Origin of the sequence: Flavobacterium flavipigmentatum (assembly GCF_020911905.1) — a bacterium.
GTDB lineage: Bacteria > Bacteroidota > Bacteroidia > Flavobacteriales > Flavobacteriaceae > Flavobacterium > Flavobacterium flavipigmentatum.
The window spans coordinates 3712090-3728104 of sequence record NZ_CP087133.1; the positions used below are offsets into that span (position 1 = coordinate 3712090).

Genomic DNA, 16015 nt, shown 5'->3' on the forward strand with positions numbered 1-16015 from the left:
TCACTGCTAATTCCATTATTTTAATGCTTTGATAAATTCAGGTTTGATGGTTTTTTTGATGTTTTTTGCTGTCATGCCAAATTATACCAAACTGATTAAAAAATGGCTGTATCAATAATTATATGCAACTAAAACAATCCTATTTCACAACTTAGAGAACAGATTTCTCTGAATCAGATTTTACAGAAAATCTTAAGCGTCTAGAAAGATTAGATTAAAAAGACGATCAGATTGCACCTGACTACAAAAGCTGAAAAATTTTTAAAAAATGAAAATCTAATTTAGTATACTGGATTTCCTCATTCTGAAAATCTTCTTATTTTTCACATTTTTCCTCATAAACAACATTTTTTATAGATAATACCATTCTTCTAATTCTCTCTTTTATATTAAATTTACAACAAAGAAATAATACACGCCCCAATAACCAATTAAACGCTAAAGAATGTTACATCATAGACTTAAGTTACTTACTTTTCTACTGCTTTTACCTGTTACGTTTGTTCATGCACAGCAGGAATTAAAAATGCATTACGATAAGCCCGCAAAAGAATGGACGGAAGCACTCCCTATTGGAAACGGAAGACTTGGTGCCATGATATTTGGAAAAATCGAGGAAGAATTAATACAGCTTAACGAAGCATCTCTGTGGAGTGGCGGTCCTGTAAAAGCAAACGTCAATCCTGATGCTTTTCAGTATTTAGCCCCTGTGCGTGAGGCATTAAAAGAAGGCAATTACGAAAAAGCATACGACCTTACAAAAAAAATGCAAGGTATTTACAGCGAAGCCTACATGCCTTTGGGAGATCTCCTTTTAAAACAAAATTTTGACAACAAAAAGCCTACCGACTATTATCGAGATTTAAACATTCAGGACGGTATTGCTACAACTTACTTTACAATTGAGGGAGTAACGTACAAGCGGGAAATCTTTGCTTCGGCTCCCGCTGAATGCATCATCTTAAAACTTACCGCCAGCCAGCCAGAAAAACTATCGGTTTTTGTAAGCACCAAAAGTCTTTTAAAAAACAGCATCACAGCGCAAGAGCAGATTCTTAGCATGAAGGGAAAAGCTCCTGCTCATGCTGACCCTAATTATATTGAGTACAATAAAGAACCTATTATTTATAAAGATACGGCCAATTGTCGTGGTATGCGTTTTGAGTTACTCGTTAAACCGATTATAAAAGGCGGCAAACTTACTACGCTTGGTGATGCACTGAAAATAGAAAATGCTACCGAAATTTTATTAGTAATATCAGCTGCGACCAGTTTTAATGGTTACGATAAATGCCCTGATAGCGACGGTAAAGACGAGCACCAACTAGCGGAAGATTATTTAAAAAAATCGACCAGCAAAAAATATGAGGAACTGCTGAAAGAGCACCTCGAAGATTTTCATTATTTTTTTAATAGAGTCTCGCTAAAACTCAACAAAGAAGAAAAAAATAAATCATCACAAACTATCGAAACACGACTGGAACAATACTCAAAAGGTGGGGAAGATTCTGGACTTGAAGCATTGTTTTTTCAATACGGAAGATACTTGCTTATTTCTTCTTCCCGAACTCATGGAGTGCCAGCAAACCTTCAGGGAATCTGGAACCAGCACCTCCGTGCGCCCTGGAGCAGCAACTACACTACAAATATTAATTTACAAATGAATTATTGGCCTGTTGAATCTGGCAATTTGAGCGAATTATTTTTTCCATTAGATGAATTAATAAAAAATCTATCGGTGACAGGTGCTGAAACTGCAAAAAACTTCTATCATGCTAATGGCTGGGTAGTACACCATAACTCTGATATTTGGGGCACCAGCAATCCTGTTGGTGATTTTGGAAAAGGCGATCCAATGTGGGCCAATTGGTACATGGGAGCCAACTGGTTAAGCAGGCATTTATGGGAACATTATCAATACACAGGAGACATCGAATATCTTAAAAAAGTGTATCCAATTATCAAGGGTGCGGCCACTTTTACATTAGACTGGCTGCAGCAAGACAAAGACGGGTATTGGGTTACCATGCCCTCGACATCTCCTGAAAACAAGTATTATTATGATGGAAAAAGAAAAGGAACAGTAACCACAGCAGCCACTATGGATATTGCAATTATAAAAGACCTATTTTCTAATACCATAGCGGCTTCGACTCAATTAAATATTGATCCCGATTTTAGACAAACCATAGAAAATGCAAACAAAAAACTATTACCTTTTAAAATTGGCAAAAAAGGACAATTACAGGAATGGATTGAAGATTTTGAAGAAGAAGATCCACATCATAGGCATACTTCACACTTGTATTCTTTGCATCCTGCCAACTTAATATCTCCTTTGAATACACCAGAATTAGCCGCCGCTTCAAAACGTACATTAGAACTTCGTGGTGATGATGGGACAGGTTGGAGTCTTGCATGGAAAGTAAATATGTGGGCCAGACTTTTAGATGGCAATCATGCTTATAAACTATTTAGAAAACAGCTTCGCCTCACGAAAGACAATGATTCTGAATATGAAGGACATGGTGGCGCTTATCCTAATCTTTTTGATGCACATCCGCCATTTCAAATTGATGGAAACTTTGCAGGAACAGCTGGAGTCATAGAAATGCTAATGCAGAGTCAAAACAATGAAATACATTTATTGCCGGCGCTACCAGACACGTGGCATCAGGGCGAAATTGAAGGTGTTGTAGCCAAAGGCAATTTTGTTGTTGCTATTGCGTGGGACATGAATAAACTGAAAACCGCAACTATCACTGCAAAAAACGACGGTCCTTGCAAAATTAGAATAAATGAAGCCTTCAGTATTAAGGGTATTGCTAGCAAAAGTGAAAAATCAGCAATTGGGTATACCTTAATTTTTAAAGCTAAAAAAGGCAAAACATATACAATTAGAGCTACAGAATAATAACTAAATAAAACAAACGAATCATTTTTTACGAAAATGCAAACCAACAGTGTTTGCCACTTAATTTAGCAGCAAAACTCCCCCATTAGAAGGAATTTTTATTTCTACTTCATGATCATCATTTAGTTTTATTGCTTTAATGTTTCCATTTAATTTTTCATCATCAAAGTAGTGCTTTAATGCTGTGCCGGAAACAATCATTGGGAGTTTTATTTTAGTTATAAAAGTCTCCTTTTGAGCATTCACACCAGCAATATACCATTTTGCTTCTTTTCGGCGCGCAAGCACAACATATTTCCCTGGATATCCTTCCAAAAAAAGAACTTCATCCCAAGTTGTAGGTACTTCTTTCATAAAATTTATGGCCCAGGCAGGAGCATCGGCTAAATTATTTGGTGCTAATGCAAAATGCTGAACGCCACTTTGAAAAAGTACCGCAGTCGCTAATGCAAATACATCAGAAGTGATTCGTTTTGAGCCTTTGTTAGGAATATTTTCGCTATTGTAAAATTTATTTAAAGCACTTCCACCGAAATCCATACTTCCCACAACATTTCGGATAAAAGTATGTGTGGCGGCATTGGACGCTTCATTATCACAACTTGCTTGTCCAAAATACAAATTTTCACTCGCTAAAACAGCTTCACTAGCGGCAAAATTGGGATACATACGCTCCCATCCTCTTGGTAATGTACAACCGTGGAAAATAACCATTAGACCAAAATCATTTGCATCAGTTAGAATGTCTTCGTATAATTTCATGGTCACTTGTTTGTCGCCACCAAAAAAATCTACTTTAATTCCTTTTACCCCTATGCTTTTCATCCACGCCATTTCCTGACGGCGTATTGTGGGATTATCCATCTTACCTCTGGGACCTTGCGGTGCATCATTCCAATACCCATTCGAATTATACCACAAATACAAACCAATACCTTTTTTTGCACCATATTCAGCTAGTTCGGCTATTTTTTCTTTTCCTATCTGAGTGTCCCAAAGCGCATCAATTAAAATCGTTTCATACCCCATTGAAGCACTAAAATCTATATATTGTTTCTGTACTGGAAAAGTAGTATTATTATCCATTTTAATAATCCAGCTCCATGAACCTTTGGTATATTGGTATTCTTTTGAAGCTTCGTATTTTGGTTTAACCAAATCAAATGGGATAGTGGTCGCTACAATTGGAGCCAGAGTTTCTCCAATAGTTATGGTGCGCCAGGGCGTTTCACCTAGGAGCGATATTCCTGGTGCCGTGGTTCCGTTACCGTTATTTTCTCCAGCCATGGGAAATCCGATAGTATATAATCCTTTATCATGACCGAGTAACCTACTGCCACAATAACCACTGTCTACACCTGTTTCGGATAGTAAAACCCATCCATCGTTTTTTACTTTAAAAAGACATGGAAACGTGTAACCTTCACCGATGCCATTTTTGCCCATCGGAGCATCTAAAGTATAAGAAGTTTCATAACTTGGAGCCGTTCTGGCAAATCCTGTCATGGGCTTACTTTGCGGACAGAGAAATGTTGTCGTTCCTTCGGGCAGAAGAAAGCCAGAAGACTCTTCCTGTACCACGCACGAACGAGATTCATTTTGAGGATATACCTTGTATCTGAAAGCTACATTATTATTACTCACCCTGAATATAATGTCGATAGCCATTTTTCCGTCTTTTGTAAAAGAAAACACAGCCTCATTTGTAACATAATGTACATTACGCTGCTTTATATTAGGAAGTTGATAGGTTTCATTGATTTTATTTTGATCTGGATCGGTTTTTAAAAATAATCCTGTACTAAAATCACCAACATTGGTGGTAAGACCAAGCGGGGAATTTTCGAGAAAAGTTTTTTGATTGTATGAAATACTATAGAATGGCATTCCGTTAGAAATAGAAAGTAAAACTTTCAGTTTACCATCGGGGCTTGTTACCACCGATTGTGCGTTCAATTTTAAAAAACAAAACAAACACAAGTACAAAAGATATTTAAAATTCATAACTGTCTTTTCGTTTATTAATTTATTTAGAAAACATCCAATAATCAAAATATAAAATCTGACTGGAAGCTTTTCCTTTAAATACAAAATAGAGATCATGTATTCCGGATACTTTTTTAACATCCGTTTTTACTAACACCCAGCGATCATTTCCGCCCGTCATGGGAACTTCAACTTTACCTATCAGTTCTCCTTCTACACTATCCAATCTTATTTCAAGAGCTACATTTCCGTTGTGAATAGTTCCTAAACGGGCTGTAAATTTTGAAGCCCCTTCTTTTCGAAAATCAACATCTCTTACTTTCGTAAAAGCATCATTTTTCATGGCTGTAATAAAAACTCCAACCTGCTCATTTTGCATCGCTTTTACCTCTTTTGACCAAGCTATTGTTTCTGCTTCGGTTTTAACATAAGGATTGAGGACAGCGATCCCTTTCTTAATTCCCTCGGTCATATTGAGTTCTTTTATTTTTCCATCTTGTTGAAAAGACATTTCTTCTACCGATACTGAGCGGGTGAAACCTCCTCCTCCAGGCAAAGCGCCGTTATGATAGAAAAAATAGGTTTTCCCTTTAAAATCAATAACTCCGGGGTGATTTGTAAAACTTGTGCCCTGAGTAGGCATTACAATACCCTGATATTTCCAGGTACCGGTCAGACTTTTGCTCATAGAATAACCAATATGTTCCGGAATCGGACCAGCTGCAAAAAAAAGATAATACCAATTATTTCGCTTATAAAGCCACGGTCCTTCTTCGTAAGTGGTCGGCCTTTTAGGGTCTTCTTTTCCAAGTCGTTTCCCAAAAGATTCAACGGTATTGGGAATTGTTTTTATCTCTCCATCGAAAGAAATCATATCCTCGTTTAATCTTACAAAATAACATTCCGGATTGCCCCAAAACAGATACGCCTGACCATTATCATCAATAAAAACGGTAGGATCAATATCGGCATTACTGTTACGAATGAGTGGTTTTCCTAAAGGATCAATAAAGGGCCCGTAAGGACTATCTGCAACGGCCACTGCTATTGATCCCTGACCCTCTTTGTTGGTGATAGGGACGTACATATAAAACTTGCCATTACGCTCTATACATTGAGCTGCCCAAGCATTCATTTTGGCCCAGCTGAAGTTTTTATAAGATAAAATCACACCATGATCCGTCCAGTTTACCATATCTTCTGTGGTGTATAATTTCCAGTCATTCATAGTAAACCACGTTGAATTGTCTTCATCATGAGTCGTATACAGATAGACTTTACCGTTATAAACCATCGGACTTGGATCTGCTGTGTAATTTGTCTGTACAATCGGATTTTGACTAAAACCCATCAGAGGAACGAAAATTAATGCTAAAAAGCTGCTTTTTTTTAAATCCATTGTTTTTTTATTAATCATGTTCAACGATTGTTTTTAGATTTTAGAAAAAGGATTAATTGCCACAATTATGGTTCATGTAGCACATTATTGAAACTACTAACATAAAAATCTTTTATACTTATATTTTAAAATTTGACTTCTTTTTCCTCTAATTTTACATGCTACCTTGTAATGGTATCACCAATATAGAAATAGTCAAAATCTACAAAACCGCCAACATTTTTAGTGGCATAATTGAACAACCCAAAACGATATCCCATAAAATGAGGAATTGTATACGGTAATTTTATTGTGCTTCCGATGCTCATCCATTTTTTTCCGTCAAGGCTGTAGAAAAATCTGCCCGTATCTGCTTTGTCTTTAAAATTGCATTCGGCTTTCAAGTAAACTCTGTCCTGACTTAAAGAAACACTTTCAATTTCTAATGGATTATCTTTGGCGGCTTCGATCATTACAATTTTTTTCGACCCTTTTTCAATTTTTACACCCACCAATCCATAATTCTTTTGTAACAACGAAAGTCCCGCAAAGTCGCCGTCTTTCATTTTAGAAACTTCCAAAACAGTGGTTCCTGTGCATTCGGGTCCAAAAGTTCTTTGTGTTAATGTATTTTTAGCCTGAAGAAAAGTACTGTCTGTTCTAGCCGTTTTTAATCTTAAATACCCTTTTCTTTCTTTTACAGACCAAAGCGAGTTATCTGGATTATGGCTCCATTGCCACACCAAAGGCAAATCGCTATCAGTTTTTTTTCGATTAAAATCATCAGATTGTACAATTCCAGGAATTAAATCTTTGCTTGCAGGCAAATCAAGATTATCGGGAACTTTATCATTCTCGCCCAAGATTGGCCAGCCATTCTCCCATTGAACCGGAACCAGATAAGGAATACGGCCCACGCCACCGGAATCTCTAAACAAATAAGAAAACCATCTTCCGTCTGGTGTGTCTATAATTCCGCCTTGAGCGACACCTAAATCCTGTAGGGCTACTTTTCCTTCCCAAGGTCCCAAAATATGATCGGCTTTGTGTATAATAACAGTGCGCATCCCTCCTTTTGGCCACGTTATATTAAACAAATAATATTTTCCTTTAACTTTAAAAAGCTGCGAACCTTCAGACTGTAACATGATATTATTTCCTGCGGGAGCACTCGCATTTTCGATCAACACCTTTTGGGTTTCTTTTTTTACATCCGAAAGATCTGATTCTAACTCTATAATTTGGAGTTTTCCTGCTCCCCAAACCATATAAACTTTACCATCATCATCAAAAAAAATCGAGTGATCATGATACGAATCATTTAAAACCACTTTTTTCCAAGGCCCTTTTTCAATGTTTTTGGTAGAAAAAATATACGTTTTACCCGTTGTTCCAGAAAAAGTGCTTACATAATAAATACCATTATGATAACGAAAACTGCTGGCCCAAGAGCCTCTTCCGTAATCATTTTTTCCGTTATTTAAATTTAAGCGGTCATTGTTATCCTCGAGTGTTTGATAAACGTAGGTAAGAAGCTCCCAATTTATTAAATCCTTAGATCTCATTATGGGCAAACCCGGATTCATGTGCATGGTGGTACTGCTCATGTAGTAAGTGTCGTTAACCCTGATCATAGACATATCGGGTACATCGGCAAATACTACAGGATTTTGAGCTTTATTTTGTTGCCCGTAAGTGCTTTTGACCAAACCAGCCAGCAAAATAATCCATAAAAAAGCTTTTCTTATTTTCATAGTTTATTTTATAATTGAATTAAAAAACAACACCTCATCATTTCTGTTTTATTATAATTTTAAAATTCTTAGCTGATTAAACTTTGGGCTATTAAGATCCGCTTTTACTGTTATTTTAATGTTTATCACTTCCAATTTGTCTATATTCAGCCTAATTACGTTATTTTCTAAAGACACTGTCTGTGCAGGTTTATCATTTACAAGAATTATAATGGCATCAGTTTTAAGTTCCTCTATACTGCTTATATCCAAAAATCTACCCGAATTATTTTTGTTTATTAGTTGATATGAAATATAAGAACGGGTACTTCTCCAAGACTTTCCATCGTCGTAACCTGAATTCGTTTTCTCGCCTTTGTAAAGATGATCTACTTCTGACTGCTGTTCTCCGCAATTAATCTTGTCTACCGTTTTTGCCTCAAGCATCATCGCATCCGCTTCCTGTTGTTTAAGCAATGCCAGTTTTTCTTGAAACTGCTCTTTTGAATAGTTTTGAAAGTACATTTGATAACGTGCGTCATGTACCTTAAAAAAGGGTTCTAATTCTAATGAATCTAAACTGAAACACATATTACCCAATTCCTTGAGGTTTTTAATATAATCTTCCTGATCTCCCACAAGTGCAAAAGCTTTATCCAGAGAATAATATTTACCGCTTGCTGTGTGTCCCATGCGGCTTTCGTCAGCAAATAAACCCTCTACATCTTTTGTTCCTGTTTTAGCGGCCAGTACAATTGGACCGTTGACAAATGCACTCCAATTTGATCCATCAGGCAGTCCTTCTAAACGTGTTGTAGTTTTGAATCTTACCGTTATACGATCTCCCGATTTCCATTTTCTTTTGAGTGTCACATAACTGGATGGTCTGGCTTCTATTTGCTGCGATTTATTATTTATTAAAATTTCGAAATTTTTTGCCCATTCTGGACATCTGATATTGAAAGAAAATGTTTTGCTTTTTTTAAGTTTTAAAACCAAGTCAGTAGTATTTTCAAACGGAAATTTTGTGGTTTGTTCCATCTGAATATCTTTTTCTGTCCATTGTAATATTGAAGGAATAAAAAGATTTACAAAAAGATCATTATCCGAATGGCTATAAATTAGTTCTCCGTATTTGGCATGATTTTCAAGCCCTGAACCTACACAACACCACATACTAGTTTCTGGCTGAGAATATACTCGATAATGATTGGGTCTAATAGGAGTAAAATAGACAAATCCGCCTTTTTCTGGATGTTGACTTGACAGAATATGATTATAGAGTGTGCGCTCATAAAAATCAAGATAACTGATATCATTTTTGTCCAGAAATAAAGCTTTACTAAGACGTTCCATGTTATAAGAGTTACAGGTTTCCGGTCCCTGATTGGATCTGGTCATACTGCTGAAATCATCCGTGGGATTGAAATGTTCGCCAACACTGTTTCCTCCAAAGGCTACACTGCGTTTTTGAGTCACATTTTTCCAAAAGAACTGTGCAGCATCTGACCATTCTTTATTACCGGAAAGCGATGCAATTTTTTCAAAACCAATAACTTTTGGTATCTGAGTATTCGCATGAAGCCCCGTTAATTTATCTTCTTTTTTCAATAGCGGATTTAAAAGCGCCAGATGAGAAATTTTTTCAGCTGTTTCTAGATACTTCTTATCTTTTGTGAGGATATACAAATCTGCAAAAGACTCATTTATGCCGCCATGTTCTGTTTTTAATATGTTTTGTATCTGCTCCTCTGAAAGTGGACGGATGAGTTCAATAAACCAGTCACCGAGTTTTATCAAAACATCTTTTGCCTTTTCATTATGTGCATAACGGTAAGCATCATTTAAACCTGCAAAGAGTTTATGGATATTGTACAGCGGTACCCAAGTATTATTCAATCCAAAAGTGCTTCCATCAATATCACCATTGTGAAGTCGATCCCAAAAAACCTTTCCCTGCGGAATTCCTCCCACATAACCATTGTCATTCTTATCCTGGCAAATAGCTAATTCTGAAATCATGTAATCTAATCGGTTTTTAATCTCTGTATTTCCGGTGGAAGCATACATCATTGCCAGCGCAGAAAGATAATGACCCGCAATATGTCCGTCAAGACCTATACTTTCCCAATTACCATATCGCTCTGCTTTTATAGGCATACCAGAAGCTATGAGGTAAGGTGCTAACAGTTTATCAGGATTCAACGCCAAAATATATTTAAGATCTACATCCTGAGCATTTTTAAAAGGACCTTCTTTTAGTCTTACTTGATTTAAACCGAACGAATGCATTTGGGCTGTTGCCGAAAACCCCATGAATAATCCGAGTAGACAATATGAAATTTTATATTTTATCAAAGCAATTTTCATCATATTTTGTAATTAAAAAGCTGTCGAATTTTATATTTTTATATGATAACAACGCTATATTTATAACTGACTGCTATAAACCATCTTTAGAAATCATTTCACTCTCGGGCGGCCCTAAATAAGAAGGTTTTAATCCTCCGGTGTCAATCAAAATTTTCTGCAAAACAATTCCGGGATCCAAAACACGAAAACGCAAAACATGTCTTCCTGTTTTTGAAATAGTCTGTTTAGTAACCGAATGTATCAGATGTTCTGCCTGCCACTTTCCTAATTCACCACGGTAGTGTCCATTAAAATTAATGAGCTGCGGTTTTTCTCCATCAAAAGAAACCTCGTAACGAAGTCCTTTATTGCTGTTAAAATTAAGCGTAGGAGCCAAAAGCAACTCAACATTAAATTCGCCTGTAGAGATAAAATCAATTTCATATTCCACAGCAACATTATCGTCTGGTTGTGGATAAATGTGCTGCGGAAAAGTAGTAATACCGCTTTGTGTCTTTCCAAAATCGGGAATTACTTCCCAGTGGATTTTATCTGTGTTATTCGATTTAGAAAAATTCGCTGCTTCAATTGAAACATAACCTTCTTTTTCAACGAATACTTTTCGCACTATCTGATCCTTTTCTGAAACATAGTCGATTTGAGGCAGAATATTTTTAGGAGTATCATACCAATTTTTGTATCCGATGCGCATCTGATCCATAATGTGCGTCCATTTTCCGCCAGAAATTTCATTATTATATTTATTTTGAAGAACAGAATCTCTCTCAAAATTGCTTTTTACCTCATCAGCAAAAACATTGGCCAAAATATTTTTCTCTGATGCCAATTTTCTGTTTTTGGCCTGAGCAAAATACATTTCGTAAAGATTACAGCAGGCATCTATCGGGTACAAAACCAATTGAAAATAAGCGTCTTTATAGTCATTTGGAAGATCATTGTAAATTCGATACGCATCAAGGGCCAGATTCTTGTAATCATTCACTACCGATTCAAATTCGTTGTAATTTTCAAGACTGTAGGTTTTACTGTCGAGCGTCTCCGGAGTAACTCTTCTGTTAAACTTTGGATAGGTATTTAATAACCTTGCGATCTCTTTTGCATGTTTTGTTCCGAATTGCTCTGCCGCCCATTTTTGGGTAAATTCAGTAAGATTCTGAGAGATGAACTTATCCGGATTCCATGCCATTTCTAAAAAGAAACTTATAGGAAACTCCATTGGTTTGAGATCGCCCACATTAACAATCCAGACTTTATCAACACCATGCGAATAACTCAGATTCATCTGTTCCCAAACTCTCTGGATCGGACTAATGTTAATCCATTTTGAGTTTCTTGGGCCTCCTACATAATCAAAATGATAATACATGCCGTAACCGCCTTTATGCATGGGTTTGCTAAGGTCAGGAAGTTTACGCACATTTCCCCAATTATCATCACAGAACAACAAAATAACATCGTCCGGAACGCGCATTCCCTGATCATAATATTCCTGAACCTCTTTGTATAAAGCCCAAAGTTGAGGTGTTTTTTCGGCTTTTTTTTGTGTTACCTCAGCAATAATACTTCGCTGTTCTTTTACGATATTTTCCAGAAGACTGATATTAGTTCCTTTGCTCATCGCTTCATCGCCATCACCCCTCATGCCTATCGTGACCAATTTTTCCCAGTTTTTACTGCGCTCAATACCGCCCTTCCAGAATTGATCTAACACTTGTTTATTTTTGGAGTAATCCCATACATTTGGAAGATTATTTTTCTTAATATAACGATGCCAGTCTGTCTGTGCCAGAGCCAAAGGTTCATGATGAGAGGTGCCCATTATAATCCCCATTTCATTCGCCAAAGGTCCGCTGGCAGGATCATCATCATAAAAAGCATTGCCCCACATTGCAGGCCAGATATAATTTGCTTTTAAGCGAAGCATCAGTTCAAAAACTTTTTCGTAAAACTTACTATTAAACCCTCCAAATGTAGCTTTGGCCCAACCGCTTAATGCCGGCGCTTCATCATTGAGGAAAATCCCTCGATATTTTACAGCAGGTTCTCCATCGCTGTATATTCCTTTTACAAAATAAAGGCTTTCTTTTTTCTCTACAGGAACATCCGCCCAGTAATACCAAGGCGAAACACCAATTTGTCGGGATAATTCGTAAATTCCGTAAATAGTTCCGCGCTTGTCACTACCCGCAATTACAAGTGCTTCTTCTACTCCATCAAACGGATTTTTTACATTCTGAATACTAAATTTTTCGTTTTTTCCCTGAAGTGACTTTCCATCTATTTTTTTTCTTCTAATTAAATCATCAATTACATCGTTCGCACCGATCATTCCGATTATGATTAATGGTGAAGACCGATTTGGATTTTGATTGAAAATTACCGGTTTTTCTCCTGTAACTTTTTCAAAATCAAACTGTAAATTAGTAACAGCCCTCAAAATACCAGCATCCAATCCTGCATTCACAAAAAATGAAAGAGGTGCAGATTTATCTTTAAGTACAATAACATCATCACTTTTTTGAGTCGTTATAAAAGGCTGAGCTGCTTTTGAAGACATACCTGTACAAAGTAAGACCAGTATGATGATGAATGTTGAAAATCTATTCATTGGATTTTTTTTAGATTAACGATTCAGTTAAAATTTATAAGATGCAAAACTGGACTGATCGACAGGCTTAAATAAAAACTGTGAAAACATGTACAAACCATTTTTCCAAACCTTAAAATCATGCACACCGGGCTCAATATAATAAATATGCGGTACCTCATTTTTATCTAAATAATCATGAGTTCGCTTGCTATTGTCAATAAGCCGATCATTATCTCCGCAGGAAAACCAGAGGAGTTGTAATTTCTTTTTTGCTTCTTCGGGATTAGGAAGCAATTCTTCCGGCATTTTAGTATTTGGAGCCGCTGAGAATGCACCAACCCAAGCAAATTGATCTAAATTTCCTAAACCGAAATTCAGAGACTGCCCTCCTCCCATAGACAATCCGGCAATTGCACGGTGCTCGCTGTCTTTGTACGTAGAGTATTTTTTTTCAATAAAAGGAATTAAATCATTGAGTAAATCTTTTTCAAAGACGGCAAATGCTTCTATCTTCTCCGGAGCCATTATATTTCCGGAAGCGCTGTCATCTTTCATCGCTCTGCCATTTGGCATGACAACAATCATGGGTTCTATTTTTCCTTCAGCATAAAGATTGTCCAATATAATCTGAGGATTCCCTTCGTTGAGCCATTCTTTTTCATCACCGCCTATACCATGTAAAAGATATAAAACTGGGTATTTTTTCTTTGTATTGAAGCCTGGAGGAGTATAAACAGTTGCTTTTCTTAGAGAGCCAACCATTTTTGAATTATAACTAATGCTTTCAACCTTTCCTGATGGTATATTTGAGTTTAACTGATCATAACCAATAGGAGCATGGATTCTTAAAATCGTTTTACCATCATCCAATTTATATCCTAATAAAGACAGCATTCTCTGCGCATACCTTTTACCTAATTCTCTGTAACCCGCAGCAGTAAAATGTAAATTATCATCTGCACCAGCGCATCCAGAGGATGAAATTACGTATGAATTGGGTATCGTTTGTGGCAGTTTTGCAATAATTTTGTTCATGACCGCACACTTACCATTCTGGTCTTCACCTACCGTCTCACCAGAAAGCAACGGTACTTTTTTAGGGTCTAGATTTAAATCTTTCATCAAATTATCGTAGACAATTTTTACCTTCTTCGGCCAAAGAGTGTCATTGGTATTCGACTCACCCTGATGTAATAATATACCTTTGATTACTCCTTTTTTCTGTGCAATTCTGGCCATCTCTACAAGTCTCGCATAGGGATTACCGTCGTATTGCTTGATCATGCCTTTCATCCAGTCGGGTGCTGTTGCGATATAACTCTCCGATTTATCTTTATCAAAAAGTTCAATTTTACAGCCTCCTACGGCAACATTTATAATACCAATTTTAACATTTTTTGGCAGATCGGCCACCATAGTCTTTCCAAAATAATCCGTTAGGGTTAGTCCGGTTGTACAGCGGCATAATGGCGGTATGGCAGTGTACCAATTACCCATTTTTCGTCCCATTTCTGGACAGTCTACCGCTGCCAGAACCTGAAATCGATCGTCTACCCCAACCTTATCCTGAGGCTCGATTTTAGCGCTGCCTTCCATGTTAGATTGTCCAAAACTCAAATAAACCTGAAAATCAGCATCCTGTGAATACCCTTTTTGTCCTATTGAAAAAAGAACAGCAAATGCAAAAAATTTAATTATTGATTTCATCATATCGATATTTTTATTGTCAAAATCATTTGAAACTGGAATAGTGAAAATTTAATCCAATTCTAAAAACAAAATACTGTATTTTATTACTTGAATAAATCAATATTTACAGCCTGTCCCATCGTAAAATAGCCTAATTCGTTAGGATGTAAAAAGTCGCCGTCATGCATGTTTGACAAAATCGTTTTTGAACCAATTTCTGAAATCATTACTTTATCAAAATCAATTACAGCATCAAAAGCATTACTATTTCGAATCCATGAATTAACGAGATCTCGAGCTTCCTGCCTGTAAAGTGTATCATAAAATGATTTTTCGAAAGGCAAAATAGTACAACCATAGACTTTAATACCCTTAGCATGAGCTTTATCAATCATTATTTTATATGCTTCAATAAGATCTTGAGCTATGCCAGGTGCATCTTCAGCACGTCTAATTCCGCCAATATCATTGATGCCTTCAAGAATTAAAAGCCATTTTGCCCCTTTTTGAGATAGTACATCCCTGTCAAAACGATCCAATGCAGTAGGGCCTAATCCTCCTCTAACCACACAGTTTCCTCCAATACCCAAATTCAAAACTCCTAATTTTTCAGTTTTTTTATCTGCAGACAATCTTGCCGATAAGATATCAGTCCATCTATTTTGCTTATTGGTTCCTGATCCGCGACCGTCTGTGATAGAATTCCCAAGACAAACTATCGTGGCAGAATCGCTATTAGCACTGACATCCAGTCCCATAATCGTGTACCAGTGATCTGTTTTTATGGCTCCGTCAAAAGCTGCATTAGTAAGATTATCGCCCTGAAGCAGATATGAAGTCGTACGCGAACCCGGATGCCCCGAAGTTTTTGCCGAAGTTGCCCCATAATGAATAGTAATCGCCAATAGCTGTCCAGACTGCAATTCAAAATCAAAAGCATCTGAAAATACTTCCTCACCGGGATTCATTGTTATTCCGGGATTACCCATAAAGCTGAGTGTTTTTTGCGTCTTTAAATCAACAATTGGTGCATTGACAACATTTGCCACGCTAACAGATTTCAGGACTGTTGGCTGATCACTGAAGATGTTCGAAAAGCGGAGTCGTAAACGTTTTCCGCCTACTGAAACCCTGATAATTTGTCGTAAAGTATTCTCTGAAAGCCCCGGAACAGGTGGCATGTTATGCGGTTCTACCAACATCTGCGCGCAGGCCCAGGTGCCTACCCAATGCTCATTATTTAATTTACTTTGTGCAACTAACGATGACGGATTACAGATACAACCCCAAACCAGAAAGAAAAATTGTAAAAAAAGTAGCCGTCTAAAATAATCCTTTTTCATATTTAATTT

At 36.9% G+C, this 16015-nt stretch carries 9 protein-coding genes; 2 read left to right on the top strand and 7 right to left on the bottom strand.

Going from position 1 to position 16015, the window contains the following annotated elements; all coding sequences use genetic code 11:
* Positions 1 to 58: 58 nt before the first annotated feature.
* Positions 59 to 118 carry a hypothetical protein gene (locus tag LNP22_RS18495; protein ID WP_487320582.1) on the top strand — a complete coding sequence of 20 codons (60 nt, stop codon included), beginning with the start codon at positions 59 to 61 and terminating at the stop codon, positions 116 to 118.
* 327 nt (positions 119 to 445) lie between these two features.
* Positions 446 to 2914 carry a glycoside hydrolase family 95 protein gene (locus tag LNP22_RS15860; RefSeq protein ID WP_229974332.1) on the top strand — a complete coding sequence of 823 codons (2469 nt, stop codon included), beginning with the start codon at positions 446 to 448 and terminating at the stop codon, positions 2912 to 2914.
* Positions 2915 to 2974: 60 nt separating this feature from the next.
* Here the strand turns inward: LNP22_RS15860 and LNP22_RS15865 are convergent, their stop codons facing one another.
* The 7 genes from LNP22_RS15865 to LNP22_RS15895 all read right to left on the bottom strand — a co-directional run bounded on the left by LNP22_RS15865 (position 2975) and on the right by LNP22_RS15895 (position 16006).
* Entirely contained in the window at positions 2975 to 4870 is a 1896-nt protein-coding gene (locus LNP22_RS15865) for a glycoside hydrolase family 97 protein (RefSeq protein ID WP_319616450.1), read from the bottom strand.
* Positions 4871 to 4940: 70 nt separating this feature from the next.
* On the bottom strand, positions 4941 to 6299 hold the full coding sequence (locus tag LNP22_RS15870; RefSeq protein ID WP_229974334.1) for a glycoside hydrolase family 43 protein: 1359 nt from the start codon (positions 6297 to 6299) through the stop codon (positions 4941 to 4943).
* A gap of 161 nt (positions 6300 to 6460) precedes the next feature.
* Positions 6461 to 8032 (bottom strand): glycoside hydrolase family 43 protein, encoded by a 1572-nt coding sequence (locus LNP22_RS15875; protein WP_229974335.1) that lies wholly within the window; start codon positions 8030 to 8032, stop codon positions 6461 to 6463.
* 51 nt (positions 8033 to 8083) lie between these two features.
* Positions 8084 to 10384 carry a glycoside hydrolase family 127 protein gene (locus LNP22_RS15880; RefSeq protein ID WP_229974336.1) on the bottom strand — a complete coding sequence of 767 codons (2301 nt, stop codon included), beginning with the start codon at positions 10382 to 10384 and terminating at the stop codon, positions 8084 to 8086.
* Between the two features lie 70 nt (positions 10385 to 10454).
* Positions 10455 to 12992 carry a glycosyl hydrolase 115 family protein gene (locus tag LNP22_RS15885; RefSeq protein WP_229974337.1) on the bottom strand — a complete coding sequence of 846 codons (2538 nt, stop codon included), beginning with the start codon at positions 12990 to 12992 and terminating at the stop codon, positions 10455 to 10457.
* Between the two features lie 27 nt (positions 12993 to 13019).
* Positions 13020 to 14684, bottom strand: coding sequence for a sialate O-acetylesterase (locus tag LNP22_RS15890; protein WP_229974338.1), 1665 nt, complete (start codon positions 14682 to 14684; stop codon positions 13020 to 13022).
* A gap of 83 nt (positions 14685 to 14767) precedes the next feature.
* On the bottom strand, positions 14768 to 16006 hold the full coding sequence (locus LNP22_RS15895) for an SGNH/GDSL hydrolase family protein (RefSeq protein ID WP_229974339.1): 1239 nt from the start codon (positions 16004 to 16006) through the stop codon (positions 14768 to 14770).
* Between the last annotated feature and the right edge of the window lie 9 nt (positions 16007 to 16015).

Bases quoted from the DNA above. Each gene is read 5' to 3' on its own strand.
- LNP22_RS15860 (WP_229974332.1), top strand. From the start codon at position 446: ATGTTACATCATAGACTTAAGTTACTTACTTTTCTACTGCTTTTACCT.
- LNP22_RS15870 (WP_229974334.1), bottom strand. From the start codon at position 6,299: ATGGATTTAAAAAAAAGCAGCTTTTTAGCATTAATTTTCGTTCCTCTG.
- LNP22_RS15875 (WP_229974335.1), bottom strand. From the start codon at position 8,032: ATGAAAATAAGAAAAGCTTTTTTATGGATTATTTTGCTGGCTGGTTTG.
- LNP22_RS15880 (WP_229974336.1), bottom strand. From the start codon at position 10,384: ATGATGAAAATTGCTTTGATAAAATATAAAATTTCATATTGTCTACTC.
- LNP22_RS15885 (WP_229974337.1), bottom strand. From the start codon at position 12,992: ATGAATAGATTTTCAACATTCATCATCATACTGGTCTTACTTTGTACA.
- LNP22_RS15890 (WP_229974338.1), bottom strand. From the start codon at position 14,684: ATGATGAAATCAATAATTAAATTTTTTGCATTTGCTGTTCTTTTTTCA.
- LNP22_RS15895 (WP_229974339.1), bottom strand. From the start codon at position 16,006: ATGAAAAAGGATTATTTTAGACGGCTACTTTTTTTACAATTTTTCTTT.